This is a genomic window from Nocardia sp. NPDC127579 (assembly GCF_042672005.1).
Classification (GTDB): Bacteria; Actinomycetota; Actinomycetes; order Mycobacteriales; family Mycobacteriaceae; genus Nocardia.
In genome coordinates this window covers 105,716-131,322 of record NZ_JBHXVZ010000008.1, presented here as the reverse complement: position 1 = coordinate 131,322, position 25,607 = coordinate 105,716, and the positions used below count along the sequence as shown (strand labels likewise).

22 protein-coding genes are annotated in these 25,607 nt (G+C 67.3%); 11 read left to right on the top strand and 11 right to left on the bottom strand.

Translation table 11 applies throughout. From position 1 onward, the window contains the following. Positions 1–3: 3 nt before the first annotated feature. The gene (locus ACFVMC_RS25705; RefSeq protein ID WP_379214297.1) at positions 4–1,692 is read right to left on the bottom strand and encodes a serine/threonine-protein kinase; all 1,689 of its coding nucleotides are present in this window, start codon (positions 1,690–1,692) and stop codon (positions 4–6) included. On the opposite strand from ACFVMC_RS25705, the gene ACFVMC_RS25700 reads away from it, so the two are divergent. The 10 genes from ACFVMC_RS25700 to ACFVMC_RS25655 all read left to right on the top strand — a co-directional run bounded on the left by ACFVMC_RS25700 (position 1,686) and on the right by ACFVMC_RS25655 (position 15,632). Next, the gene (locus ACFVMC_RS25700) at positions 1,686–3,608 is read left to right on the top strand and encodes an ABC transporter ATP-binding protein (RefSeq protein WP_379214295.1); all 1,923 of its coding nucleotides are present in this window, start codon (positions 1,686–1,688) and stop codon (positions 3,606–3,608) included. The genes ACFVMC_RS25705 and ACFVMC_RS25700 overlap by 7 nt on opposite strands. Beyond that, complete coding sequence (locus tag ACFVMC_RS25695; protein WP_379214293.1) at positions 3,605–5,344, top strand: ABC transporter ATP-binding protein; 1,740 nt, start codon at positions 3,605–3,607, stop codon at positions 5,342–5,344. Before ACFVMC_RS25700 ends, ACFVMC_RS25695 begins: the two co-directional genes overlap by 4 nt. A gap of 290 nt (positions 5,345–5,634) precedes the next feature. Beyond that, positions 5,635–7,068: a condensation domain-containing protein gene (locus ACFVMC_RS25690; protein WP_379214292.1), complete on the top strand. Its 1,434-nt coding sequence runs from the start codon at positions 5,635–5,637 to the stop codon at positions 7,066–7,068. Positions 7,069–7,073: 5 nt separating this feature from the next. Beyond that, positions 7,074–8,516: a condensation domain-containing protein gene (locus ACFVMC_RS25685; RefSeq protein ID WP_379214290.1), complete on the top strand. Its 1,443-nt coding sequence runs from the start codon at positions 7,074–7,076 to the stop codon at positions 8,514–8,516. Continuing rightward, complete coding sequence (locus ACFVMC_RS25680) at positions 8,513–9,931, top strand: condensation domain-containing protein (protein WP_379214289.1); 1,419 nt, start codon at positions 8,513–8,515, stop codon at positions 9,929–9,931. Before ACFVMC_RS25685 ends, ACFVMC_RS25680 begins: the two co-directional genes overlap by 4 nt. Next, a complete protein-coding gene (locus ACFVMC_RS25675; RefSeq protein WP_379214287.1) occupies positions 9,931–11,568 on the top strand; it encodes an MDR family MFS transporter in 1,638 nt (545 codons plus the stop codon). The genes ACFVMC_RS25680 and ACFVMC_RS25675 overlap by 1 nt, the downstream gene beginning before the upstream one ends. Positions 11,569–12,107: 539 nt before the next feature. Beyond that, on the top strand, positions 12,108–13,493 hold the full coding sequence (locus ACFVMC_RS25670; RefSeq protein ID WP_379214724.1) for an ABC1 kinase family protein: 1,386 nt from the start codon (positions 12,108–12,110) through the stop codon (positions 13,491–13,493). Positions 13,494–13,641: 148 nt separating this feature from the next. Continuing rightward, positions 13,642–15,192 (top strand): LVIVD repeat-containing protein, encoded by a 1,551-nt coding sequence (locus ACFVMC_RS25665; protein ID WP_379214285.1) that lies wholly within the window; start codon positions 13,642–13,644, stop codon positions 15,190–15,192. After that, complete coding sequence (locus tag ACFVMC_RS25660) at positions 15,189–15,449, top strand: hypothetical protein (protein WP_379214283.1); 261 nt, start codon at positions 15,189–15,191, stop codon at positions 15,447–15,449. Before ACFVMC_RS25665 ends, ACFVMC_RS25660 begins: the two co-directional genes overlap by 4 nt. Positions 15,450–15,494: 45 nt before the next feature. Then, positions 15,495–15,632: a hypothetical protein gene (locus ACFVMC_RS25655; RefSeq protein ID WP_379214281.1), complete on the top strand. Its 138-nt coding sequence runs from the start codon at positions 15,495–15,497 to the stop codon at positions 15,630–15,632. Positions 15,633–15,814: 182 nt separating this feature from the next. On the opposite strand, the gene ACFVMC_RS25650 is transcribed toward ACFVMC_RS25655, so the two are convergent. The 4 genes from ACFVMC_RS25650 to ACFVMC_RS25635 form a co-directional block, all read right to left on the bottom strand. Next, positions 15,815–16,600: a DUF899 domain-containing protein gene (locus tag ACFVMC_RS25650; protein WP_379214280.1), complete on the bottom strand. Its 786-nt coding sequence runs from the start codon at positions 16,598–16,600 to the stop codon at positions 15,815–15,817. A gap of 29 nt (positions 16,601–16,629) precedes the next feature. After that, entirely contained in the window at positions 16,630–16,962 is a 333-nt protein-coding gene (locus ACFVMC_RS25645; protein WP_379214278.1) for an ArsR/SmtB family transcription factor, read from the bottom strand. Further along, positions 16,952–17,386 (bottom strand): SRPBCC domain-containing protein, encoded by a 435-nt coding sequence (locus ACFVMC_RS25640; protein WP_379214276.1) that lies wholly within the window; start codon positions 17,384–17,386, stop codon positions 16,952–16,954. The genes ACFVMC_RS25645 and ACFVMC_RS25640 overlap by 11 nt, the downstream gene beginning before the upstream one ends. A 70-nt stretch (positions 17,387–17,456) precedes the next feature. Further along, a complete protein-coding gene (locus ACFVMC_RS25635) occupies positions 17,457–18,230 on the bottom strand; it encodes a carbonic anhydrase (RefSeq protein ID WP_379214274.1) in 774 nt (257 codons plus the stop codon). 299 nt (positions 18,231–18,529) lie between these two features. Here ACFVMC_RS25635 and ACFVMC_RS25630 point away from each other — a divergent pair, with 299 nt between their 5' ends. Further along, the gene (locus ACFVMC_RS25630; protein WP_379214272.1) at positions 18,530–19,519 is read left to right on the top strand and encodes an LLM class F420-dependent oxidoreductase; all 990 of its coding nucleotides are present in this window, start codon (positions 18,530–18,532) and stop codon (positions 19,517–19,519) included. Positions 19,520–19,521: 2 nt separating this feature from the next. Here ACFVMC_RS25630 and ACFVMC_RS25625 read toward each other — a convergent pair whose 3' ends face one another. The 6 genes from ACFVMC_RS25625 to ACFVMC_RS25600 are packed head-to-tail and all read right to left on the bottom strand — an operon-like array spanning position 19,522 to position 25,606. Beyond that, the gene (locus ACFVMC_RS25625) at positions 19,522–20,169 is read right to left on the bottom strand and encodes a hypothetical protein (RefSeq protein ID WP_379214270.1); all 648 of its coding nucleotides are present in this window, start codon (positions 20,167–20,169) and stop codon (positions 19,522–19,524) included. An 8-nt stretch (positions 20,170–20,177) separates the two neighbouring features. Next, positions 20,178–21,353 (bottom strand): MCE family protein, encoded by a 1,176-nt coding sequence (locus tag ACFVMC_RS25620; RefSeq protein ID WP_379214268.1) that lies wholly within the window; start codon positions 21,351–21,353, stop codon positions 20,178–20,180. Then, on the bottom strand, positions 21,350–22,477 hold the full coding sequence (locus tag ACFVMC_RS25615; RefSeq protein ID WP_379214266.1) for an MCE family protein: 1,128 nt from the start codon (positions 22,475–22,477) through the stop codon (positions 21,350–21,352). The genes ACFVMC_RS25620 and ACFVMC_RS25615 overlap by 4 nt, the downstream gene beginning before the upstream one ends. After that, on the bottom strand, positions 22,474–23,568 hold the full coding sequence (locus ACFVMC_RS25610; protein WP_379214264.1) for an MCE family protein: 1,095 nt from the start codon (positions 23,566–23,568) through the stop codon (positions 22,474–22,476). The genes ACFVMC_RS25615 and ACFVMC_RS25610 overlap by 4 nt, the downstream gene beginning before the upstream one ends. Then, entirely contained in the window at positions 23,568–24,587 is a 1,020-nt protein-coding gene (locus tag ACFVMC_RS25605) for an MlaD family protein (protein ID WP_379214262.1), read from the bottom strand. Before ACFVMC_RS25605 ends, ACFVMC_RS25610 begins: the two co-directional genes overlap by 1 nt. Further along, entirely contained in the window at positions 24,584–25,606 is a 1,023-nt protein-coding gene (locus ACFVMC_RS25600) for an MlaD family protein (protein ID WP_379214260.1), read from the bottom strand. The genes ACFVMC_RS25605 and ACFVMC_RS25600 overlap by 4 nt, the downstream gene beginning before the upstream one ends. Position 25,607: the final 1 nt, after the last annotated feature.

Sequence of the window (25,607 nt, the reverse complement as noted above, 5' to 3'; positions counted from 1 at the left end):
GGGTCAGCGAGTGAGGTTGTCCGCGACGGTGTCCGCCAGTTCTGTGACGACGGCACAGTGATGCTCCGGCGACCCCGGCGATCCGGAGTATCTGATGACGACGACTTCGGCGCGCTCGCCGCCGGTCGGTCCCTGGAATCGGCGGTACTCGAGTTGCACTGTGCAGTCGTTGGTGTCGGATCGCCGGAAGGCGGGTAGACCCGCGAGCAGCAGTGGCTGCCCCGCCGCCGCAGTCTTGGGCGCATCGCGGTCGTAGCGCAGGGTGACGTGTCCGTCGATCGTGCTGTTCCAGCGACACGACCAGCCGCCGAATCCGGCGGCCGGATGGACGGCGTCGATGCCGGGAACCCGGCCCAGCACGGTGCCGTCCACCAACGCACAGGCGTCGTGCCGCGCCAGCGAATCCGCCTGGAAGGGCCCCGGCCTGCGTGGCACCGGGCCACGCAGGAGGATGTCTCGCACGCCGACGACCACGGCGTCGGCCAGCGCGCAGGGGTCCGGCCCACTGTCGATCTTGCGTTCGCCGACGATCTCGACGCTGCCGCCACGCGAAAGGATCAGTGTTCGAATACATCTCGTGCCACTCGGTGGTTCGGCGGCGATCGTCAGGTTCCCGGTGCGCGTGAAGGTGATCTGCGAGGTCTGCTCCGGGGCGTTGGCCGAGAGTGTCAGCCGGACGCGGCCGGTATCCGGATGGAAATCCTCGCCCCACTGCCGTACCCGCAGATCGCAGGTGTCGAAGTTGGCCTCGTCGGTCGTCAGATCGATTCGCCCGTACGCGGCCAGTGTCGCCGGGTCGAGCAAGGCGCAGGGATCAGCGGTGCTAGCTCGGCCCATCGGATTGTCCGCCGCGGCGACCGGCAGTACCGCGCCGGCCGCGACGATCGAGGCCACGGCGACAACTTCGGCAGCCCCCACCCCCGCGCGCCGCAGTAGCAGGCGATTCCAGTCGCGCGTCGGCCGCTGCATCCGTGCGAACTGGGACGCCGCGGTCGCGGCGGTGGGCCGGTGGCTCGGGCTCGGCTGCATCTGCTGGTCCAGCGCCGCTTCCAAACGGCCCGGATGTCGCCGCTGTGCGCTGACGGCTCGCAGCGACGCGGCGAGCGCGAAAACGTCCGCCTTGGGGCTCGCAAGCGCACCGCGCTCGATCTCGGGCGCGAGATACTGCCGTTTCGCTCGTGCCGCATCGAATGTCGGGCTCTCGCCGGTGGCTGCGCCGTGCAGGTCCAGCGAACTGCCGAAGTCGGTCAGCATGGCATCGCCGGTGGCCGTGACGATGATGTTCTCCGGGGAGACGTCGCCGTGCAGTATGCCGTGCTCATGGCAGTGGGCCAGCGCGCCGGCGATCTGCGCGCCGATGGCGGCAGCCCACGGTGCGTCGAGTTTGCGTTCCCGGCGGGCGATCTCGGCCAGCGATTGCCCTGGAACGTACTCCATGACCAGCCAGCAGACACCCTCGGTCACGAGGATGTCGTGCACGGATACCACGTGGGGATGCCGCAGCTGTGCGGCGTTGCGGGCGGCGGTCCGCAGGCGTTCGGCACCACGGATGTCCTCCGGGCGCGGGCATTTGAGCACGACGTCGCGGTGCAGGACTTCGTCCGACGCCCGCCACACCATGCCCTCGCCGCCGAGCAGGAAAAGTTCCCGCAGAGTGTATCGGCCAGAGATGATGTCCCCAACGCTTGCCATGCGCCTGCCCTGTCGTCGGCCCCGATCCCAGCGAGGGGCAGTGTAGAGCTTTGCGACGCCGGGATTCGGCCGATCGATGCGTCTCGTCGTGCGCCGGCTCGAAATCTGTGCTCCGCGAGGGAATCTCGCAGAGCCCGGCTGCCGCGCAGCAAGATCACAGGATTGCGCGGTGGACCCCGGTCGATGCCTACAGTGAAGAGGTGGCTGACTCTTTTCTCGCACCCGGGTCGCGAAATGTAGCCGGTCCGGGGTGGTTTCTGTGGTGGTTGATCATCAGCCAGAAATGGCGGATCGCACTGGGGGCGGCCTTGGGCACTATGTGGATGGTGTCGCTCGCGGTTCCGCCCTATGTGTTGTCCCGTGCGATCGACGATGGACTGGTGGCCGGGGATCCGGTCATGCTCACGCGTTGGACGGCTGTGGGTTTCGCTGTCGCTCTCGCGATCGCCGTTTCCGGCATCGCCCGGCATCGGACCATGACGAAGGTCCGGATGGACGCCGCCGATCGTGTCGTCCGGGCGACGGTGCATCGCAGCGTGTATCTCGGCAACTCGCTGGCGCGCACGCTGAGCGAGGGCGAGGTCACCACCATCGGCACGGCCGATATGCAGGTCATCGCTCAGTCGCTGACGATCACCGGGCCCGGTGTCGGCGCGGTGGTCGCTTATCTCGTGGTCGCCGTTGTGCTGCTGTCCATCTCGCCGCTGCTCGCGCTGGTCGTGCTGGCCGGGGTGCCATTGATCATCGGTGCCGTTGTGCCGCTGTTGCGCCGGATCCAGCAGCGCGGCATGGGATATCGGGAGCATCAGGGCGTTCTGACCGAGCGGCTCGCCGATGTGCTCAGCGGGCTGCGGGTTCTCAACGGACTGGGCGGTAAGGGACGGTACGCGGCTCGTTTCCGTCAGGAGTCGCAGGCGCTTATTGCCAAGGGCGAGCGCGTAGGCGCCGTGGCCAGCTGGGTCGACGCCCTCGCCACCGGCTTGCCGATGGTGTTTCTGGCGGTCGTCACCTGGCTGGCGGCCCGGATGACGGCCACCGAGCAGATCAGCGTCGGTGATCTGGTCGCGATATACGGTTACACCGCCATGCTGATCGTGCCGGTCGGATTCCTCATCGAAGGTGGAAGCGGTATCGCCCGCGCGAGGGTCGCGGCCGACCGGGTGGTCCGGCTGCTGCGACTGAGTAACGAACACGACAATGAGGAGATTGCCGACGCAGCACCGGAATCTCCTGCGACGCTGCGAGATCCGGACTCCGGCGTCGCGGTGCGACCAGGACTGTTCACCGCACTCGCCTGCGCCGTACCGGCGGACGGCGTCGAAATCGTCGACCGGCTCGGCCGGTTCGAACTCTCGAATACGACCTGGGGCTGTGCTCGGATCGACGCGATCGCGCTCGACTCGGTCCGATCGCGAATCCTCGTCGCCGACAACGACGCTCACCTGTTCACCGGATCGGTTCGCGAAATCGTCGCGGGTGCTCACGACTCGGACGACGAGCGTGTTCGTGCGGCGATCCATACCGCTGCCGCCGACGATCTCGTCGACGCGCTGCCGCAGGGGCTGGCCACCATCGTCGGCCCCAAGGGCTACAACCTTTCCGGTGGGCAGCGGCAACGACTTCGGCTCGCCCGCGCGCTGTACGCCACGCCCGAGGTGCTGCTCGCGGTCGAGCCCACCTCCGCGGTGGACGCACACACCGAGGCGCGGATGACGGCCAGGCTGGTCACTGCCCGCCACGGCACCACAACGGTACTCGCCACCACCTCGCCGATCGTGCTGCACCGCGCCGACCTGGTGTGCTACGTGGTCGACGGCCGGGTCGCCGCCACCGGCACACATCGGCAATTGCTCGAAACCGAACCGGGCTACCACCGCCTGGTTACCCGCGGTGCCGATGCGCAGGTGCCGCGATGACCACCGTGCTGCCGATCGCAGCCGCGGCGCGCGTCCGGCGGGCCGCCTGGCAGGAAATACGCTCTGACCGAGCGCTTTTCAGTGCCGCCATGGTCGCGAACATTCTCGCTGCCGGGGCCGGCCTGCTGATCCCGCTGCTACTCGGGCGGATTGTCGACGCAGTTACCGGCACGCCGGGGCGCGCAGTGCTCGCCGCAGTGGATCGGCTCGCGGTGGCGATCCTGGTCGTGGCGGTGGTCCAGATCGTCGTGCTGCGTTTCGCGCAGCTGCTCTGTTATCGCTTCGGTGAGCGCACGGCCGCCCGAATCCGCGAGCGGTTTCTCGACCGCACGCTCGCGTTGCCCGGAGCCTTGGTCGAGCACGCGACCACCGGAGATCTGATCACCCGTGGTACCGCGGACGTGAACGCCGTCGCCATCATGTTGCGCGGCATGGCGCCACAGCTGTTCCTGGCGGCCATTCAGCTGGTGTTCCTCATGGTGGCGGTGTTGCTGCTCGATCCGATGCTCGGCGGTTTCGGATTGGGCGCGTTGGTCGTCGCCGTGTTCGCACTGCGTTCTTATCTGCGCCGGGCCGGGGTCGCCTACCTGCGGCAGGCCACGGCCGTCGGGCAGGTCAACGAGGTGGTGACGACCACCGCGCAGGGAGCGCGGACCGTCGAGGCGTTCGGGATGGCGCGACCACGCATTCAGGCGGCGGACTTCACGATCGCGGAGAGCCGATATGCGCGGTTGTCGACTCTGTGGCTGCGCACCCGGCTGTTCCCAGTGGTGGAGATCGCTTGTGCGCTACCGGTGGTCGGTGTGCTGCTGCTCGGCGGCTGGTTGCACCGCAGTGACATGATCTCCCTGGGCACCGTCGTCGCAGCAGTGCTGTACCTACAGCGGCTGATCGATCCGCTGAACTTGTTCATGATGTGGCTCGACCAGATCCAAAGTGCCATGGCGGCATTCGCCAGAATCGAGGGCATCGCGGAAGCGCGAGGGCCGCTGGCCGAGCCGGTCGCCGAGCCTGTCGATGATCGAATCGTCTGCACCGACGTGTATTTCGCCTACGAGAACGGCCGCAATGTCCTGGACGGGGTCGATCTCGATATCCGGCCTGGCGAGCGGCTCGCCATCGTCGGGCCTTCCGGTGCGGGCAAATCCACCCTCGGCCGACTGCTTGCCGGGATCGAGGCGCCCGACCGGGGTTCGATCACTGTCGGCGGCGTGCCGATCGCCGGGCTTGCTCCGGATCGGCTGCGCCGTCAGGTCATCCTGATCACTCAGGAACACCATGTCTTCAGCGATACCCTCCGCGAGAACCTGCGCTTGGCTGCCCCAACCGCCACCGACGCCGAGCTGGCCGTGGCGCTCGCGGCCGTCGGCGCGAGCTGGGCCGCGGACCTGCCGGACGGTCCCGATACGGTGCTGGACGGTCGGCATCGGCTCGGTGATGCTCAGGCGCAGCAACTTTCGCTGGCCCGGGTGGTAGTGGCCGATCCGCACACACTGATCCTGGACGAGGCCACCGCGATGCTCGATCCGACCACCGCCCGCGATACCGAACGTAGCCTGGCAGCCATCCTGTCCGGCCGGACAGTCATCGCCATCGCCCACCGCCTGCAGACCGCGCACGACGCCGACCGCATCGCGGTGATGGAGAACGGCCGCATTGCCGAACTGGGTACCCACGCCGAACTGCTCGCCCGGGACGGTATCTACGCCGCACTCTGGTGCACCTGGCACGGCTGACTACGGGAACGGCTCCTTCTGCCACCGACCGTAGTTAGCGCATTCATAGCTGATCGCTAAGGTATGGACATTTCTACAACAGGTTCCTGTGAACGCATTCGCGGAATCAAAAATTCGTGCCGGGGGCAGCCGGTCGGCGGGGTGTCGTGATCTGATCGAGATGTTCCCGATCTCGGGATGGATCACATTCGCAGCCAAGGATATTCGTATGCAATCGACGACCCCTCGCCCTGGGCGTGAAACCTGCTGCCTCGCGGGCATGAATTCTGCGGGCAGTTGACAGGTACTTCATGGAATTCATCGAATTGGCCGACTATCCCTTGCCGACCGGCTGGATCACCGAATGGCAGCCGATCTCGCGGACCTATTGGGCGGATTGGCCCCGCGACTCGCGCGCGGTCTCCTACAACCACCTGGGCCACCTACGAGATGCGTTGGACCACAGTCGAATCCGTACTCCGCGGCACAGCTGGCTCGGGCACGTGTTCCGGATCGAGGAACGACTCGACGCGGATGCCTGGCGCGCGGCGCTGGACTCGTGGGTCGACGGGCACGATGCCCTGCGCAGCCACGTCACCATCGAGGGCGGGCAGCCTGTGCGCTATACCGCGCCACCAGGCAACATTCGGATGCGAGCGGTCGACATCGGCCGCACGAAATCCATGATGCGGACCTACCGGCTGGTCCACCGATTGCTGGACGAGAGCACCTCGCCGCTGCGCTGGCCCGCCCATCTCTGTATCACCATCGCCGAGCCGGAGGCGTTCACCGTCGTCTTGGCGGCCGACCATTCGATCATCGACGGCTATTCGACCGTCGCTGTCGGTGACCAACTTCGCGCCCACTACGCCGCCCAGCGGACCGGCGCGTCGGCGAAGGTCACGAATTCCGGTAGCTATCTGGACTTTTCCCAGATAGAGCGGGAGCGTGCGGCCGCCACGACCGCCGACCATCCCGGAGTTCGTGCCTGGCGCGACTTCCTCACCGCCGATCATGGCGACGCCGAATCGGTGGGCGGGCCGTTGAATCAGGTGATCACCCGGCCCTGCGTGCTGTCCGGTCCTGGCGGCACGCCGTCCCCCGGACCGCAGCGCGGGCTGGCCATCGAGGTCCTCGACGCGGCGGGCTGCGCCGCGGCGGAGGCTGCCGCACGCGCCCAGGGGCAGCCGTTCGCCGCGGTATTGCTGGCCGCATTCGCCGCTGCGGCAACCGAATTCGGTGCGGAGCAAAACTTCCGAACCGTGATCCCGATGCACACCCGCGATGAGCCGCGCTGGCAGGACAGTCTCGGCTGGTATGTGGGGCTCGCGCCGTTCCGCCTCGCGTGCGCGGGAGTGGGCGCGATGGCCGAGCTCGTCACCGCGGCGGGCGCGGAGCTGCGGCGGGTACGGGGGAGTGCGGCTGTCCCCTTCGGGCGCGTCTGCGAGCTGACCGGGCTGCGACCGCGGATCTCGTTCATGGTGTCCTACATGGATTTACGTGCCCTGACCGCACACAACTGGGCCGATTCCGGCACGCGCTGGCTCCGCAGCCGCAATTCCTCGCCGGAGGAGTTCTACTTCTGGTTCGTGCGCATGCCGACGGGAGTGACGCTGAGCATGCGCTATCCGGCAACCGCTGCCGCCACACACGACACTCACCGGCATGTTCTGCGCCTGCGCGACATTCTCGCCGAGTACGCCCGCACCGGCGACGTAGCCCTGCGAACGATCGAAAGAGTTTAGCCGTCATGGACATCATTCTCGCCGAGGACTGGACCCCGAAACCCGGTGTGCTCCTGGAGTTCACGCCCGATCCCGACACACTGGCCAGGGTCCGGACCGCGGGCCCGTCCACCGTGCCGGCCACCTACATGCAGGAATCCCACATCCGGCGCTGGGCCGAGCAACGACACACCGACAATCCACTCTCCTCCGAGCTGGCCATGTGTTTCACGGTGGCGAGTCCGCTGAACCCGGAAGCGCTCCGCGACGCGTTCACGGCGTTCCTGCGTCGCCACGAGACTCTTCGTACGTGGTTTTCCATCGACGACACACCGTGGTTGACGCGCTATCTCCTCGCCGCCGGCGAGGTGGAACTGATGACCACCTCCGCAGCGGGCATCGCCTCGAGTACTCAGCTGCGTGACCGCCTGGCGCCGAGATTTCGGGCGGCTGCCGATCCGACCCGTTGGCCCGCGTTCGTCTGTGCCGCGATCGACCACGGCAGTGACGGATTCACCGTGGTGTACAGCATCGATCACGCCTTCAGCGACGGAACATCGTTGGTGGCAGCGCTTTTCGAGTTGTACGCGCTCTATGGGGCCTACGCGGCCGACCAGGAACCGGTCGGGTTCCCCGTCGGCAGCTATGTCGAATTCGCCGCCGACGAGCGTGCCGCGGTGGCGAGCGGCTCCCCGGAACTGGACCGGCTCGCCCGGCTGCTCGCCGATAACGCGGACCGGGCGCGCCCGCTGCGGTGGGACCTCGGGCTGGCGCCGGGCGAACTGGCCGACAGTGCGAGCACGCAGGCCGATCTACTCGAACGCGCCGACGTCGATGCCTTCGCCGAGGCGTGCGCGGCCGCGGGTGCCACCTTCTCCGCGGGGCTGTTCGCCGCGCTCGCCCGAACCGAACTCGAGCTCTACGGACAGACCCATTATCTCGCCCTGAACGTCTTGGGTACGCGTAACGAGCCGCGATACCAGTTCGCCCAGGGCTGGTTCGTCAATCTGACGCCGATCTCGTTCGACGTGAGCCCGCACGAGCCGTTCGACGGGTTGGCCACCCGGGTGAAGGCGGCCCAGGACGCCGTCAAACCCCTTGCCGCCGTACCGATTCACGCTGGACTCGAGCGCGCGGCCGAGCTGACCGGTTCGGCACAGCCACGCACCACCGACTGGCCGTGGGTGTCCTACATGGATATGCGGGCGATTTCCGATGCCGCGCTGCGCGACGCGCTGCCCCAGGTTGGCAACCTGTTCGGTCTGGCCTCGCGGAGCCGCGTCGGACGTCTCTCGCCGCTGTGGTTCAACCGGGAAACCGATCGGCTGCGCGTGGCAATGGTCTATCCCGACACACTCGCCGCGCGCTCCTCGGCCGAGGAGTACTTCGACCGTCTGCGCGACGTCTTGGCCGCGGTCGCCAGATCCGGTGAGTTCACCGCCGACGAGCTGTCCACCCAGGGGTCATGATGCGATTGCTGTTTCTGGATCAGCTCGCCCCGGCGCCGGGAACGCTGCTGGAATGGACGGCGGTGCCCGCCCGCGCCCTGGTGGCCGATCCCACGCCCCCGACCTCGAATCAGCGCATCCACCTCGCGGCAGGTGGTGAAACCACCTGGCTCGCCGGGGCATTCGACGTCGTCGGCCCGATCGACGAGCAAGCGCTCGCGGCTGCTTTCGCCACCTGGATCCTCCGCCACGACGCCTTGCATCTGTGCTTCAGCGCGCCTGGTCCAGGCCGGTCCGCCGCGGTGCGCGTGGTAGCCGACGCCGATATCCGCTTGCTGGCACGAGCGCCCGAAACCGTTGCCACGACCGACGAAGCCCGTGCGGCGCTGCGTGACCGGCTCGACGAGGCATGCCGGCCGTTCAGCTTTCCGCCGTACTTCCTCGGCGCCATCACCAGAAGCGGAACCTCCACGGTGATCGTGGGTTTCGACCATGCCATCTGCGACGCGTGGTCGATCACGATCGCGGTGGCCGAACTCGATGAACTGTATCGGGGTATCCGCGAGCAGCGGCAACCCGGATCGGTGACGCAGACCCTGCCCGAGCCGGGCAGCTTCCTGTCCTACCTGGCCCGGGAAGCGGCGATACCGTCGTCGGCGACCGCCTCGATGATCCCGGCCTGGCAGGAGTTCCTGCGCGAGGCGGGCGACGATCTTCCCCGTTTTCCGCTCGACCTCGGTGTGCCTGTCGGCGCGCTCGCGCCGTTCGGCAGCGATGTGCGCACGCTGCTGGGCCCGGCCGATACCGACGCCTTGCACAGCCGCGCCAAGGCCGCCGGATACGCGATGTTCGCCGCGTTGCTGGCGGCAACGGCGTCGAGTACCTCCGAACTGGGCGGTCCCTCGGTCATGAACCTGCTGGTCCCGGTGCACGCCCGCCGAGAACCCCGCAACCACGACACCTTCGGCTGGCTGGTCGGCAACGGCCCCGTTCGCGTCGCGGTGGAGAAGGACTTCGCCACCACCGCAGCGGCCGCCGATGCGGCAATCCGATCGGGCCGCAACCTGTCCCAGGTTCCGGCCACCCACGTACTCGACGACCCGGGCACCTGGCTGCGCCCGACCCGCCGCGATCTTTTCAGCGTCTCCTATGTCGACTACCGCTTCCTCCCGGGCGGCTCCCGCTCCGAGACGTCGCGGTCGCGTCCGCGCAACCCGGTCCAGTTCAGCCGCAGCGCACCGCTGGACGACGTGCAACTGTGGTTCACCCGCACCGACGACGGCCTGTCGGTACGGACGCGCTTCCCGGACACGCCCGCCGGCCGCCTCCTGATCGCCGATCTGCTCGATCGGCTCGCCAAAACCCTGATCGCCGAGATCCAGGAGCGCCCGATCCTCGTCGGCTGGGATCATCGGCAGTACCGAGCAACGCTCTGATGGCGACCACAACACCTGCGCCGGAATCGATCGTGCTCACCCGGAAGCGGATCCGGCTCATCTTCTCCGCGTTGCTCGCGGGAATGTTCCTCGCCAGCCTGGATCAGATGATCGTCGCCACGGCGATGCCCACCATCGTCGCGGACCTCGGCGGCGTCTCCCATATGGGTTGGACCGTCACGGCATACCTGATGGCCACCACGATCGTCATGCCGATCTACGGCAAGTTCGGTGATCTGTTCGGCAGACGCCGACTGTTCCTGTTCGCGATCACCGTTTTCACCGCGGCATCGATCGGCGCGGCCATGTCGGCCGAATTCTGGACCTTCGTGGCGTTGCGCGGACTTCAGGGTGTCGGTGGCGGCGGCTTGATGATCCTGGCGCAAGCGGTGCTCGCCGATGTGGTGCCGGCCAGGGAGCGCGGCAGGTACATGACCGCGATCGGAGCGGTCTTCGCGACCACCTCGATCGCCGGGCCGCTGCTCGGTGGTGTGTTCGCCGACCACCTCTCCTGGCGCTGGTGTTTCTGGATCAATGTGCCGATCGGCCTGGCTGCGCTCGTCATCGCGTTGCGGTACCTGACCATCCCCGGCCGTCGGCCCAGCACTCGGCCCGACTACGCCGGCGCCGTGCTGATGTCCTCGGCCACCGTCCTGCTCATGCTCATCACCGACTGGGGCGGCGACGAGCATGCTTGGGACTCGACGATGATCGTGTCGATGATCGGCGCGCTGGTCGTCGTCGTCGGACTGTTCATCGCAGTGCAGGATCGGGCCCAGGAGCCCATGCTGCCGCTGTGGCTGTTTCGCAATCGGGCCTTCGTCACCACCTCCGCGGTGGGCTTCCTCGTCATTCTGGTGACGTTCGCGGCGCTGGCCTTCATTCCCACCTACCTTCAAATGGCCACCGGGACCTCCGCGTCGGTGTCGGGATTGCTGCTGATACCGATGGCGTTCGCCTTGATGGCGGCGGTGATGGGCTCGTTCCTGGTGATCTCCAGGACCGGACGGTACCGAGTCTTTCCGCCGCTCGGGGTGCTGATTCTGACGGCGGGACTGCTGTGCCTGACACAGCTGGACGCGCGGACCCCGATATGGGTTGTCTCGCTGATGCTTTCGGTTCTGGGCGCCGGGCTCGGGATGATCATCCAGATCATCGTCCTGGTCGCGCAGAACGCGGTGCCCGCGACCCAGCTCGGTACCGTCACGAGTGCGAACAACTATTTCCGAGAGCTGGGCGGCACGATCGGGGTGGGAATCCTCGGCTCGTTCTTCACCGCCAGGCTCGCCACCGGCCTCACCGAAGTCGTGCAGTCGCATCTGTCGCAGGTCCTCGCGACGGGTCTGCGTCCCTCGGACGTGGGGCCGTCGACGATCGAGAATCTGCCCGAGGATCTGCGCGCGGCGGTCGTCACCGCCTACGCCGACGCCTTGGTTCCCGGCTTCTGGTATCTGATCCCGGTTGCCGCACTGGCCTTCCTGGCCGCACTGTACCTCCCGCACATCACATTGTCCGATACGGCGGGAATGGTCACGCGCGGCGAAGCGGCGTCGACGGGCGCGACACGGAGCTACGATTCGCCGGCCGTGGTGGCTGAGGTTGCTCGTGCTTGCCCGGCGGAATGTCCCCGGGAGTAGCCGGATCGATAGTCATCGGCACGGGCACCGGTCAACGTCGGCAGTTCGACGTGCGCGGGCGGCAGATCGGAATACCCGTCTTTGAACCCCTCCCGGTATCCGTCCCGGTAGTCACGCGAATGGACACGATCGCCTGTGTTCATCTCTGCCTCCTCCTCGAGAACCGTCACTACTGTCGGCCGGGCCCGGCCGGACAATCCTGCTGTCCTCGAATCCGCCCATGTCCAACGGCACTGGGATGCCGAACCCAGGCGACGTCGGGGCTGCCGATCCAGAAGATTTGGGGACGAGGTGAATTGGGTCCGAGCGGATCGGACCTGCAACGCGCGTCGGCGAGTGCGCCATCCCGCTCCAGGTGCCGGGTTCGCGCCGAAAACATGGATTCTCTGGACGCGGCCGCGGCTGGGCGTTACTTTCGGTAACACTCATCGATGGCGCTGATTGTTAGGAGATGGCATGGCATCGACGGCTGCTGCTGTGCGCACCGTGAAGGCGGGGGATCCGGCGTGCGAGAGGCAGCGGCGGTGACCGAGCCGCGGGTGGATGACCCGTTTCCGCAGAGCCGGGTGGTGCGCGGTGGCCGGATCGGGCGGTTGGTCGCGGGTCAGGCGCTCCGCGGAGTGGGCACCCGGCTGTCGATGGTCGGGCGGTCCGAGGATGCCCGTCGGGTGCTGTCGCAACGGTCCACGATGCAGGCCGCGCAGCAGATCGTCACCGTGCTCGGCGGGATGAAGGGCGCGGCGATGAAGCTGGGCCAGATGCTGTCGGTGCTCGATCTGGATCTGCTGCCCGAACAACAGCGCGAGTTGTTCCGCGCCAAACTGGCGGAACTGCGTGACCGGGCGCCGGTGCTCGAATTCCCCGCGATGCGCGCCGTGATCGAGGCCGACCTGGGCCCGATGACGCGGGTGTTCGCCGACTTCGATCCCGAACCGATCGCGGCGGCATCCATCGGTCAGGTCTACCGGGCCACGCTCCGCGACGGCCGAGAGGTCGCGGTGAAGGTCAAATACCCCGGTGTCGACCAGGCCGTCGAGGCCGATATGCGCAACCTCGTCATGATCAGCCGCCTGTGGAAGTCGTTGCTGCCCAGCGCCGCCGACCAGGATGTGCTCGACGAGGTCGCCCGCAATATCGGCAACGAGCTGGACTACGAAACCGAGGCGGCCACCCAGGGGCGGGTCGCGCGCCGTTACCGCGGCCACCCCTATATCACCGTGCCGGACAGCATCGGCGCGTACTGCGGCCACCACGTGCTGGTCACCGAATACGTCCACAGCAGACCATTCGAATACCTGCGGACGCTGTCCGAGCGTGACCGTTCCGATCTCGGCGAGCTGATCTACCGCTTCTACATCACGACCCTGTACAGCGACTTCGAATTCTGCGGTGACCCGCATCCCGGCAATATTCTGCTCGCCGAGGACGGGCGATTGGCGTTCGTGGATTTCGGTCTCTACACCACGATGAATCCGGTCGATGTCGAACTCGAGCGCACCGTCATCCGCGCCGCCGGTGAATATCGCGGCCAGCAGATCCACGACCTGTGGACCGCGCGCGGCATCATCGACCCCGGCGCGGGTGTCGATCCGGCGGAATGCCTGGATTATGTGTGGGCCGCCACCGGCTGGCACCTGATCGATCAGGACACGACCCTGACCCCGGAGGTCGCGACCAGCGCCGTCGTCCTCGCCGTCGACCCGAGGGCCGCGGAATTCCGCGGCATGCGTCATCAGCGCCTACCGCCCGAACACGTCTTCTCCCGCCGCGCCGACCTGTTCACCTGCGCCGCGCTCGGCCAGCTCCACGTCACCAACAATTGGCACCGCATCGCCCGTGAATGGCTCTACCAGGAGCGGCCAACCACGAGCATCGGGCGCGAGATCGCGCGCTGGCGGGACAGTCTCGGATGGCTGCGCGGTTAGCGTTCTTCGGACAGCGCTTGTGTCGAATCATCGGTCGGCGCCGTCGCTTTCGTGAGGCGTCGGCAACGGTCTGCCACGTAGTCGAAAGCGCGTGGCCGGTCACCTAGTGTTCAGGTGTCCGATCCGATGGCGTGACGACGGGGTGGGTATGCGAGCGTCCAGGTGCATCCGGCTGATCTCACTGATCGCGCTGCTCGTCGCGGTCACGAATCCGGCCATGTCCGCGGCCGATCTGAGCGGGGTGCCCGCGGTCCGGGAATTACCCGGGATCGGCGATGTCGCGGTGCCCCGCGCCGAGTGCGGTCCCGGATCCCGACCGGAAACGGGTTTGCAGGGCGACGTTCCGGCGCTGGACCGCGACACGTTGCGGAGCATGGGTGGCTACACCTGCAATATGTCGCTCGTCGGCCAGTACGCCGGGCGCGGCGCGGCGGCGGTGTCCGCCGCCCATGACCACTGCGCGTATGTGGGCTCGTTCTTCCTCGGGAACACGCTCGCGGAGGGTAAGGGCGTTCAGGTTCTCGACCTGTCGGATCCGGCGCACCCACGGCCGACCGCCGATCTCACCGAACCCGCCATGATCGCGGGCACGTGGGAGAGCCTGAAGGTGCATCCGGGCCGGAAACTGTTGGTGGGCACCGGGGTTCCGTTCCTGTGGGGCGCGGGTCTGCTCTCGGTGTACGACCTGTCCGATTGCGCGCATCCACGGTTGTTGAACCCCGGTGCAGGCACGAATCTCGCACTGCCGCTTCCGATGATGACCCATGAGGGCGGCTTCTCGCCGGACGGGCTGACGTACTGGGTTTCGGGGCTCGCGCCCGGGCAGCTCACCGCGGTCGATCTCGCCGATCCGGCGAATCCGCGCATCGTCTGGCAGGGCATCACCGGTGTCGAGCAGCACGGAATGGGCTTCAGCCGGGACGGCGATCGGATGTATATCGCGGCGCTGTCCGGGTTCTCGATTCTCGATATCGGTTCCGTGCGGCGCCGCGACGCCACTCCCGTGGTTCGCGATATCAGTCGCACCTACTGGACCGACGGGTTTCTCACTCAGCACACGATCCCGGTGACGTATCACGGCGTTCGGCATCTGTTCGTCACCGACGAGGCCGGATCCGGTGGGGTGAAACTCTTCGATATCGCCGAGGAGACCGCGCCTGAACTGGTCGCGCGTATCAAACTGGAGATCAATCTGCCGGAGAACATCGATCGTCACGTGCAGTCGGCGCTGGGTGGCGCGGGTATGAGTTACGACCCGCACTATTGTGCTGTCGACCGGCCCGACGACCCGACCGCCCTGGCATGCGGTTGGATTTCCTCCGGTATCCGCGTATTCGATATCCGCGATCCGGAGAACTTCCGTGAGATCGCCTATTTCAATCCGCCCGCCCGCACCGGGCAGCTGCTCGAGCTGTGGAATTCGTTGCACGCCTGGAGTTCTTTCGTCGGGATCCCGGTCACCGCGCTGCCTGCGGCGTTGCGGGAGGCGATGGCCGGCCGATTCGATCCGGCGCAGGCGGCGACACCTCGGGCCGGTCTGCTGACCACCGCGGACATGTCCTCCGATTGGTGCCTGTCCCCGCCGGAATGGCGGGGCAGCCAGCTGTGGGTGTCGTGTAGTGACAACGGTTATCTGGTCTTGAGCCTGGACAACGGCAGCTACGTTCCACCGCCGAATCAGCTGTCGACGTTCTGGTGATCGACGACTTCCAAGCCACCCGGGACGGAAAGATCTACGCGGCAATCAACTTCGAAGGCACCGTGGATCGGCTGGACCCGGCCACCGGCGCACGCTGTTCGCTCGTGAACGGCATGCTCACCCCGAACTATCCGCCCGGCCCCACTTCCGTGCGCGTCGCCCCGGACGGCGAGGGCCTCGCCCTGTATGTGAGCGCGTCCGACGGTGTGCTCTATCGCCTGCGACCACCGGCCGACGTGGACCTGACACCCGCGTGAGTTCACCGCCCCCACGAACGCCGGTGCGGGTGGGATAGTCGTGGGATGGAGCCGATGTCGCCACCTCCGCCGCAGCCCGAGAAGTCGAAGGTCGGGTTGATCGTCGGGATTGTGCTGGGCATCGCCGCGCTGCTGTTCGTCATACCGCTTCTCGTCGGCGCGCTTCTTCTCCTCCTCGAATAGCGTTGTGCAGCCGGACCTCCGGCGCTACGGCGGCCGGACTGTCGTCGCGGCGCGCAACGGTTTCATGGAGGCCCAGCCACGTCGCGGGGCGCAATTGGCGCCACCACCTGCCGAAGACGGTGTCGTGGCTCGCCGCCAAGCTGAACTGCGCGACCGGGGCCGCCGCGCGATAGCGGGGACCGTTACTGCTCCGGGTGCGCGCAGCAATCCTGCGGTACCGGCTTTCGCCGACCTCCGGCTTCGCCCCGCTCGATGGCGCCCGCGACCCGGCCCAGCCATTCCCCGCCGGTTTCGTCGACCGCGGCGGTGTACTCGTCGTTCCAGTTCCACCATTCGTACGGCGGTGTCCGAGGGTATCCCTCGGGCGAATCCTCCCAGGTCTCCTGCCGGCCGAGTGCTGTCAAGTCCAGGTAGCTCCAGGTGTTGCCGAAGTACTCGTCGCCACGCCGGTTGATGAAATATGTGCGGTACACCTGGTCGCCGTCGCGGATGAAAGCGTTGGTGCCGTGCCATTCGTCGACGCCGAAATCGACGTCGAACTCGCCGGTCAGGGTGTACCAGGGAATCTGCGACCAGCCCATCCGGGTTTTCACCTTCGCGATCTCGGGTTGTGGTGCGCGCGAGGCGAATACGAGGGTGGTGTCGCGGGCGTTGAGGTGGGCGAGATTGCCGACGTGATCGGCGATCATGGAGCAGCCACGGCAGGCGTGATCGGGCCAGCCGAGGACGCCGGGTTCGAAGAATGCGCGGTAGACGATCAGCTGACGGCGGCCGGCGAACAAGTCGCGCAGACTCGCGGGACCGTCGGGTCCGTCGAATGTGTACTGCTGGTCGACGGCCACCCAGGGCATGCGCCGGCGGCGGGCGGCGAGTGCGTCGTGGGCGCGCATGACCTCCTTCTCTTGCACCAGCAGTTCCTGACGTGCTGTCTCCCACTCGTGCTGCGAAACGATCGGTGGTGTCTTCATGGTGGTGTACCTGTTCGGTTTCGGGTCGATCAGTCTCGATCGAGGATGTTCTGCAACGCGTCGAGCGGCCCGTCCCAGTCCCGCGCCAGCGCGGCGAGGAACTGTTGGGCCACTTGCATCGGTGCGGAACACAATCGGTATCGCACCCGTCGGCGTTCTCCGGGCTCGGCGGTGACCAGACCGGCGTCGGACAGCAGCGTCAGGTGTTTGGCGATCGCCTGCCGGGTGATCGGCAGCCGAGCCGCCAGGTCGGTCGCGGTGGTGGGTCCGGCCGCGGCCAGCGCGGCGAGGATTGCGCGGCGGCTGGGGTCGGCCAAGGCGACGAAGACCTGTTCGGCTATCGCCTCCTGGTCACGCCGCATCGAGGTAGCCGGCCAGCTCGTCGAGCTCGTTGTGCCAGCCGCGGACGTTGCCGTCGAACGCCGTCTTGTAGGCGTCCTCGGCGAGCTGAGCGAAACCGGTCTCGACCACGGTCAGCCGGGTGCCGGCGGGCACCGGCTCGAGCGTGAACTCGACATAGGTGCGGCGCGGATCCTGCTCGGGCAGCCCGAAAATATGCCAGGTGAACCCGAATACGCGAGGCTCCTCCACGCGCTCGATCCGCATATCCGCGCTGTGTCCGCCCTCGTTCCAGCGCATCCACGCCTTGCCGCCCGGGCGTAGCTCGATACCCGCCTCGTTGCCGAACCAGGTGCCCAGCCCCTCGGCCGTGGTGAGCGCCGCCCACACCTTCGCCGGCGGGTGCGCCAGCTCGATCGTCCGCTCGATGCGATCGGGAAATCCCATGACAACCTCCATTGATAGCAACTCAGTGGTTGCAACAGTATTGCAACCACTGAGTTGCGTCAAGCTGGACTCAGTTGCCGACGAGGATGATCGGGCGGTCGTGGCGGGGCTGCGTGGGGCGGTTGCTGTGCGGGAACAGGGTGCGGTAGCGCTCGACGTCCGCGGTCGAGACCGCGCCTGGCTGCCGCAGGACGATCCATGCGACCCCTTCGGTGCACGGTGGCGTGGTCAGGGAACCCTCGTAGCGGAATTGGGCGAGGTCGTCCGGGAGTAGGGCGCGAGGGTCGATGGTGCCGACGGTCCGAGTCGTGCCGGGCTTCGCCGGAGCGTTCGCGAGCACCGCGCTCAGCGCGGTCGGTGCGTCCTGGGCGCGGAGCAGGACCGCGAGGACGGCGAAGCGGCCGGTGTGATCGGTGTGCACGAGGTGCAGTTCCATGGCGGTACCGGAGCCGGCGACGGTGTGCTCGCTGGGTAGGTGGAAATGGTATTGGGTCAGCGCGAACGACGCTCCGTCCACGATGATCCGATTGCCGGAGTTCGCGGGGACGTTCACCTGGACGGCATGACCGTTGTTGATGAGCGTGGCCGCGGAGACGGGGCGGTAGTCGATGTCGATGTGGTCGGCGGGCTGCGTTTCGGCCGTCTCGGGCAGGTCGATGGGGGACTGGGCGTGCCCGGCACGGCAGGTCGCGAAGTCGGTGTCGAGGTCGGCCCAGTGCTCGGGGCCTTCGTTGTCGTAATTCCAGTGTGGCGCACCGTCGGAGGAGCCGCCGCAGCCCGCGATGGCGAGCATGGCCAGGGCGGTCAGCGCTCCGCGGCGATTGCATACGGCTGGACGGCTCATCGGCGCGACTCCTTCATCAGGGTGCGCGTCGACCCGAGTTCCGGCGCGGACCGGACGGTCGGGTCTCGATGCGCACCGGATCAGCAATGCACAACCAGCTCCAGCGTCCGGATCGTCCTGAATGTCCTTCTGGTGCAGGGGATCTCGAGCGCGTGCTGATCACGCTAGGCCGGTGCGAGTGCCGAATCCAGAGGTTCTGGTGGCGACAAACATCACAGTCCGCCGCCGGGGCCGGTCGGACACGCCGCCGCCGATCGGTCGTTGACTTGGAGTGCACTCCAGGTCATAGCCTGGGCCGCATGAGCATTCGCCTCGGGTATCAGATGCCGAATTTCAGTCACGCGACCTCCGCACGCGAGCTTTTCCCGTCGGTGATCGCGCAAGCGCGAGCCGCGGAGGCGGCGGGATTCGACGCCGCCTTCGTCATGGACCACTTCTATCAGCTGCCGGTGCTCGGCACGCCCGATGAGCCGATGCTCGAGGCCTACACCGCGCTCGGCGCGCTGGCCACGGCTACCGATCGAATCCAGCTGTCCACCTTGGTCACCGGGAACACCTACCGCAACCCGGCGATGCTGGCCAAGACGGTGTCGACACTGGATGTGGTCAGCGGCGGGCGTGCGGTGCTCGGTATCGGTGCCGGATGGTTCGAACTCGAACACCTCGGCTACGGCTACGAATTCGGCTCCTTCACCGAACGGTTCCAGCGCCTCGAGGAAGCGTTGCAGATCATTCAGCCGATGCTGCGCGGGCAGCGGCCCACCTTCGACGGGCGGTGGTACCGGACCCGCGAGGCACTCAACGAGCCCCGCATCCGCGACGACCTGCCGATCATGCTCGGTGGCGGCGGCGAGAAGAAGACCTTCGCCCTGGCCGCGCGGTTCGCCGACCATCTCAACATCATCTGCAACGCGTCCGAACTGCCCGCCAAGGTCGACGCACTGCACCGCCGCTGCGAGGAGGTGGGCCGCGACCCGCGCACCCTCGAAACCAGCTTCCTGGCCTTCGTGATCGTCGACGAAGACGGTGACCGCGCCCGCGCACTCCAGGACGAACTGCTGCGCAAACAGGCCGCGCAGGACTCCTCCGGCCTGCCCGTGCAGTCCCTGCGAGACGGCCAGGCCGACCGCCAATTCGTCGGCACCCCCGACGATGTCGCCGAGCAGATCCAGCGGCGCGTCCTCGACCACGGTATCGACGGGGTGATCGTCAATATGGTCGCCAACGGTCACGAACCGGGCATCCTGGACCTCGCGGGCAAGGCGCTGCGGCCCTTGGTGACCGCGTAGCGCTACGACCGCGGCAGCTGTGCCATCGGCGAATTGAGCTGGTTGACCAGCCAGCGGTCACCGGAGCGTTCCAGGCGCATCACCATGGAGAGCTGTCCGGGGGCGGGTTTGCCCTGGGTGCCGAGGCTGGTGATGGTCTGGCCGATCACCACGATGGCCTCCGCCGAGTTCTCGTCCGCCGTGCGGATCGCGCACTGCACGTCGCTGGCTTTGGCCACCACCTCGCCTTGGACGAGCACCTCGCGCAGGTCCTTGCTGGTGGCGTCGAATTGTTCGCGCCAGTCGCCGGTGGCGCCGGCCAGTACGGCGGCGAAGTACTCGTCGAGTTTCTTGGCGTCGTAGTCGACCAGGACCGGGGCGTAGGCGCAGGCCGCGGCCCGGGCCTCGGCGTGGGCGGCGAGCAGGTTCTTGTGGTGCTCGTTGCGCTGGAACAGGAAGACGCCGGCCGCGATCGAGGCCGCCAGCACGAGGACGACCGCACCGCGCACCGCGAGCTTCCCGGCCCGCGAGAAGGCGGGCAGCCGAACCGTCACGGTTCGTGTATTCGCTGCGGCCGCAGCCGGTTTCGCTGCTGCTTCGGTGTCGGGCGCGGCATCCGGTTCCTCGGAAACGGTGTCGGCCTTCGTCGGTTCGATCTCGGTGCTGCTCACAGGTTCTCCTATCGGGGTACAGGCTGGGACAACTCGTCGCCGGTCACGTTCGGCGGTGCGGTCGCCCCGTTGTCGGGCACATTCGGCCGGGGTGCGTTGGCCGAACCACGCACCTGGATCGCCGGATCATTGGTGACGCAGTAGTTGTAGAGCCGCACCCGGGTATCCACCTGCGCCGAGGTGGGTACCACGGGTACGGTCTCGTAGTCGCAGCTCGGCCGCGGCCACGGATCGACCAGCGTGTGGTAGGCGCCGTCGTGCGCGGGAACGCCGATCGCCGCGGTGAAGTCCCGCAGCGAGGGAAACAGTACGGCGATCGCGGGTGCGCGTAGCTTCGCCGCCTTGGTGATGGCGACGAAGTTGGTGACGAGATTGGTGATCGGGTCCGCGGTCTCCTGGACGAAACCCCCGACGGTCGCGAGCTGACCGGGGCCCAGGGACAGGAACGCGCGCACCTCGGCGTCGGCGGCGGTGAGCTGCTCGAACAGCGTGGTGCCGGCCGCGGTGACGGTGCTCAGGTCCGGTTGGGCGTGGGAGGTGGTCTCGGCGATCACCGAGAGGTTCTCCAGCAGCTGCTTGGTCTGCGGCAGCAGGTCGGTGAGCCCGGCCATCGCCCGGCTGATCCCGGAGATCATATTGCGCAGCCGATCCGGGCCGTCGGCCAGTGCCCGGTCGAGTTCGTCCACGATGACGCTGAGCCGTTCGGGATTCATGCCGCCGACGAAGTCGGCGAGATTCGCCAGCACCGACCGTACCGGCACCGGTGTGCTGGTGGCGGACCGTTCCACCACGTCGCCGTCGGAAAGATAAGGGCCGGAATCGGTTTCGGGGCGGAAGTCGAGGTACTGCTCGCCTGCCGCCGAGAGCCGCCCGATGGCGACCGTGCCACCGACGGGAATGCGTGCGCTGTCCTCGATCTCGGCGACCGCGGCCACACCGTCGCCGGCGATCCGCAGTTCCGCGACCTGCCCCACCCGGGTGCCGCGGAAGGTCACGTCATTGCCCTCGAGCAGGCCGCCGGAGGAGGCCAGCAGCACCGTCACGGTGTAGGTGTGCGGAATCGGGTTGAACCGCAGCACATTCGTGGCGATATAGCCGCAGCCCACGATCAGGACCACGATCAGTCCGATATTCGCCACGCCGATCCGGTGGCGCACCACCCACTGCCACAGCGGTGGATTCATCGGGGGGCCTCCTCGGCGGGCTGCGGTTCCGGCGCGGGCCGGGGTGGACTGGTGACGCGGCCGAACACCTTCTCCAGCACCTGGGCGAAGCTGCCGATGAAGGCGGGCACGTCACCCAGTTCGGGCAGGCGGCTGCCGGACGGATCGCTGAACGCGCCCACGCTCAGGTAGCCCAGCGTGGCGGCGATGGCGAGATTGGGGCCTTCGAGGCTGGCCATCAGGTTCGGATACAGCTGGTGGAAGGACTCCAGCGCGGCGGTCAGCTCGGTGGATCGGGCGAAGCCGGACATGAGCTGCTGGATGCTGTCGAACAGGCCGACGAAGTCGTCGCCGGTGGTTTCGCTGAAATCCTGCAGCGCGGCCATGGTGGTGGAGGTCTTGGTGAGCAAGTCCACGATGCGCTGATTGTTCTCGGTGAACAGGCCGATCAGACCGGGGAAGGTGTCGGCGGCCTGGCCGAGTTCGGCCTTGCGCCTGGCCAATTCGCCCGCCAGCACGTTCAGGCCACCCAGCACATTGTCGAGATCGCCGGTGCGCTGATTCAGGGCCGAGATCACCGCGGTCATCTCGGTGATCAGGTGCGCGAGCTGCGGGCCCCGCCCGCCGAACATCGAGTTCATCTCGGCGGTGATCTTGGCGGCCTGATTGATGCCGCCGCCGTTGACCAGCAGCGATACCGACATCATGAGCTGTTCGACCGAGGCGGCGGTCGCGGTCTGTTCGAGGCCGATCGCAGCGCCGTCGCGCAGCGGCGGACCGGCCTCGGCCGCGGCGGGCAGCGTCATGGCCACGAACATGTCGCCCAGCGGTGTGCCCTGGCGCAGCTCGACCGTGGTGCCGCTGGGCAGTTGAATGTCCTCGCGGATCAGCATTTCCACTTCCGCGACGAAATCCCTGGACTTGATGTCGGTGACCACGCCGATATCGCTGCCGCCGATCTTGACGTGGGCGCGGTCGGGCAGGTTGAGCGCGTCCCGGAAGGACGCGCGAATGGTGTAACCCGGTGCGCCGATTCCGGGTTCGGGCATCGGCACGTTCTGGACGGTCACCCCGCAGCCGGTCGTCCCGGCCAGAATCGTGGCCGTGGTGAACGCCGCCGCGGCGACGTTGATTCGTCTGCTCATTTCGGCTCCGTGATTCCCAGCAGTGCGGCGGTGAGCCCGAAGTCCGGGCCGAAGTCGGCGATCTTGCCGGTCCGGCAGCCGTCGTGGCGCATCAGTACCCGATCGCAGAACAGTGCCAGTGCCTCGCTGTCCAGGACGACCTTTTCGAACAGCCCGTGCAGGCGCAGCGCCTGGTGCTCGTGGCTGGTGGCGTTGGCGACGTTCTGGAACAGCAGCGGGCCGACGTCGACGATCTCGGTCAGCTGCCGGGCATTGGCGCGCATCTGGGTGGCGATCTCCACGAAGCGGGTCAGCGCGCCCGCCAGCTGCTCCCTGTTGTCGCCCACCAGCGCGGCGGTGTTGTTCAGGAAGTCGTTGAGCTGGGTGATCACCGCCTGCAGACCGGGGGCCTGCTGCCCCATCAGATCCACCAGTTCGGTGAGCCGGCCGCTGAAATCCCGTACGGTCTGGTCGTTCTGGGCGATGATCTGGGTGATCTCGTTGAGCTTGACGATGGTGTTGGCGATCTGGTCCTTGTTGGCGAAGGTCACCTCGAAGGCCGCGGACAGCGCGTCCAGTGTTTCCCGCAGGCGGTCGCCATTGCCGTTCAACAGCGGGAACAGCACCCGGCTGGCCATCGGGCCGGTCTCGCTGTCACCTTTGAGCGCGGCGCCGAGCTGGTCGAAATTCTGCAGGATCCGATCCAGCTCGACCGGAGTCCTGGTGCGCTGCAACGGAATATGCATGCCGTCGGTGAGCACGGGCCCGTTGCCGGTGTAGGCCGGGGCGAGCTCGACGTGCCGGTTGGTGATCAGCTGCGGATTCACCAGTGCCGCAATGGCCTCCGCGGGCAGCTGAACACCGGCATCGATACTCATCACCACCTCGACATAGCTGCCCCGGGCCGTGATCGTCTCGACCGTGCCCACCGGAACGCCGAGCACCGCGACCTCGTTACCCGCGTAGAGCCCGGCCACATTCTCGAAGTCGGCGCTGATCTGCATACGCTGACCCAGCACCTGGTCCGGCAGGGTGCTCAGGCTGTCGGGCACCAGCCCGCAGCCGGTCGCGAGCAGCGCGCTCGCGGTGAGCGCGGCGAGTTTCGATCTCATCACTTGCACCCCTGAGTCACCTGCGCGAAGCACAGCCAGTTGTCCGGGAACAGCCACGGTGCGTACACATTTCCGTAGGGGCCGTCGCCGAGCACGTTGTTGAACTGCCGCAGCGCGACCGGCGTGATCTCGTAGAGGCGGCCCAGGTTGTCCCGGTTCTTGGTCAACCCTTCGGACATGGTGTTCAAATCGGCGATGAGCGGGCCTATCTGGTTGTTGTTCTCCACGCCCATCTCCTGGAGCAGCCCGGAGAGCGCGGCCACATTGTCGAGCAGCTGGCGCAGGACCTCCTGCCGCCGCTGCACCGCCGCGCCGATCTGCTCGCCCTGGGTCAGGAGCAGCAGCACGCTGTTCTGATTGTCCGAGACGAGCTGGGAGACCGAGTCCATGCTCTTCAACAGGGTGTCCACCGCGTCGCGGCGATCGTTGATCACCTTGGCCAGCGAGCCGATGCTGTCCAGTGCCTGCACGGCCAGTTCGGGGGAGTCACCCATCTGCTTGCTCACCACGTCCAGGGCCGAGCGCAGCTTCGCGGGATCGATCCGTTCGATCCGCTCGAAGGAGTTCTTGTACTGCGGATCCTGGATCACCTTGCTGAGGTTGTAGGGCACCTTGGTGTTGTCGATCCGAATCCGATTGCCGGGCAAGCCGGTTCCGTCACCGGGCGTCAGATCGATGTGCAGGCGGCCGAGAATGGTGGACATCTCGACGGTCAGCCGCGCGTCCGGGCCCAGCCGCAGATCCCGGCGCACCTTCATATCGATGAGCACCTTGTCGCCGCTCAGCCGCACGGCGCTGACCTGGCCGACCTCGATGCCCGAGACATCCACCGTGGCGCCGGGCCGCAGCCCGGCCGCCTGGGCGAGCTCGGCCTGAATCATCGTGTCGCCGAGCCGAACCCGAGCGAGCACCGTGGAGCCGACCACCAGCAGCGCCACCGCCGTCGCGGCCAGCAGCCCCAGTCGCAGCTGCCGGTTCGACCAGGCCCCCGACAGCAGTCCGCGCAGTGTCGCGATCATCGGCACACCTCCGATTGGGCCGGTCCGCCGACCTGGGAGAACAAGCCCGGCGGGAGCAGCACGCCCCACAGCGAGACATCCAGCCGGCAGATGTAGGCATTGCCGTAGGTGCCGTAGCTGGAGAACCGGGCGATGGCATTGAGGAAGGCCGGGAACTCGACCGCCGCCCGGTCCAGCGCGGCGCCGTTGAGCAGCAGCAGCGCGACACCGGCGGAGGCGTCGTCCTGCGCCCGCGCCAGTCCCGGTTTCACGGTCCCGATGATCCTCGTCAGCGAGTCGGTGGCGCCGGCGATCCGGTCGACCGACCCCTTGAGCGCCTCGCCCTGCGAGTAGAGGCCCTCCATGAGCGAACGCGTCTGGGTGATCAGGGTTTCCAGCTCCCCGCTGCGGTGGGCCAGGCCCTCGAGCACACTGCTGAGATTGGTCATCACATCGCCGAGGATCTGATCGCGCTGGCCGAAGGTTCCGGCCAGCTCCGCCGCCTGCACGATCAGCGAGCTGAGCGAGACGCCGTTGCCCTGCAGGGCCTGCACGAGCGTCTCCGACAGCGAATTGACCTGGTCCGGTTGTAGCACGCTGAACAGCGGCTCGAAGCCGGACAGCAGCGCCGAGACATCGAAGGACGGCTCGGTGCGTTCGAGCGGGATCTGGTCACCGGCCCGCAGCGGGGTGCCGCGCTGCTCGCCCGGCAGCAGCGCGACATAGCGCTGGCCGATCAGATTCTGGTACCGCACCAGGGCTTTGGTGGTGTCGGTCGGGTGCTGTTCGTCCTCCAGTCGGAAGTCGACGCGGGCCTTGTACCCATCGGTGAAGTCGATCTTGTCGACGCGGCCGACCCGCACACCGGCCATCCGGACGTCGTCGCCGACCCGCAGGCCGAGGACGTCGGTGAACACCGCCGAGTAATCGTTCGTCGGCCCGCTGACCGACCGCTGCAGGGTCGACCACATGGTGTAGGTCAGCGCCACCGCGACCACGGCGAACGCACTGAACCCGATCAGTGCTTTTCCTGACTTCATC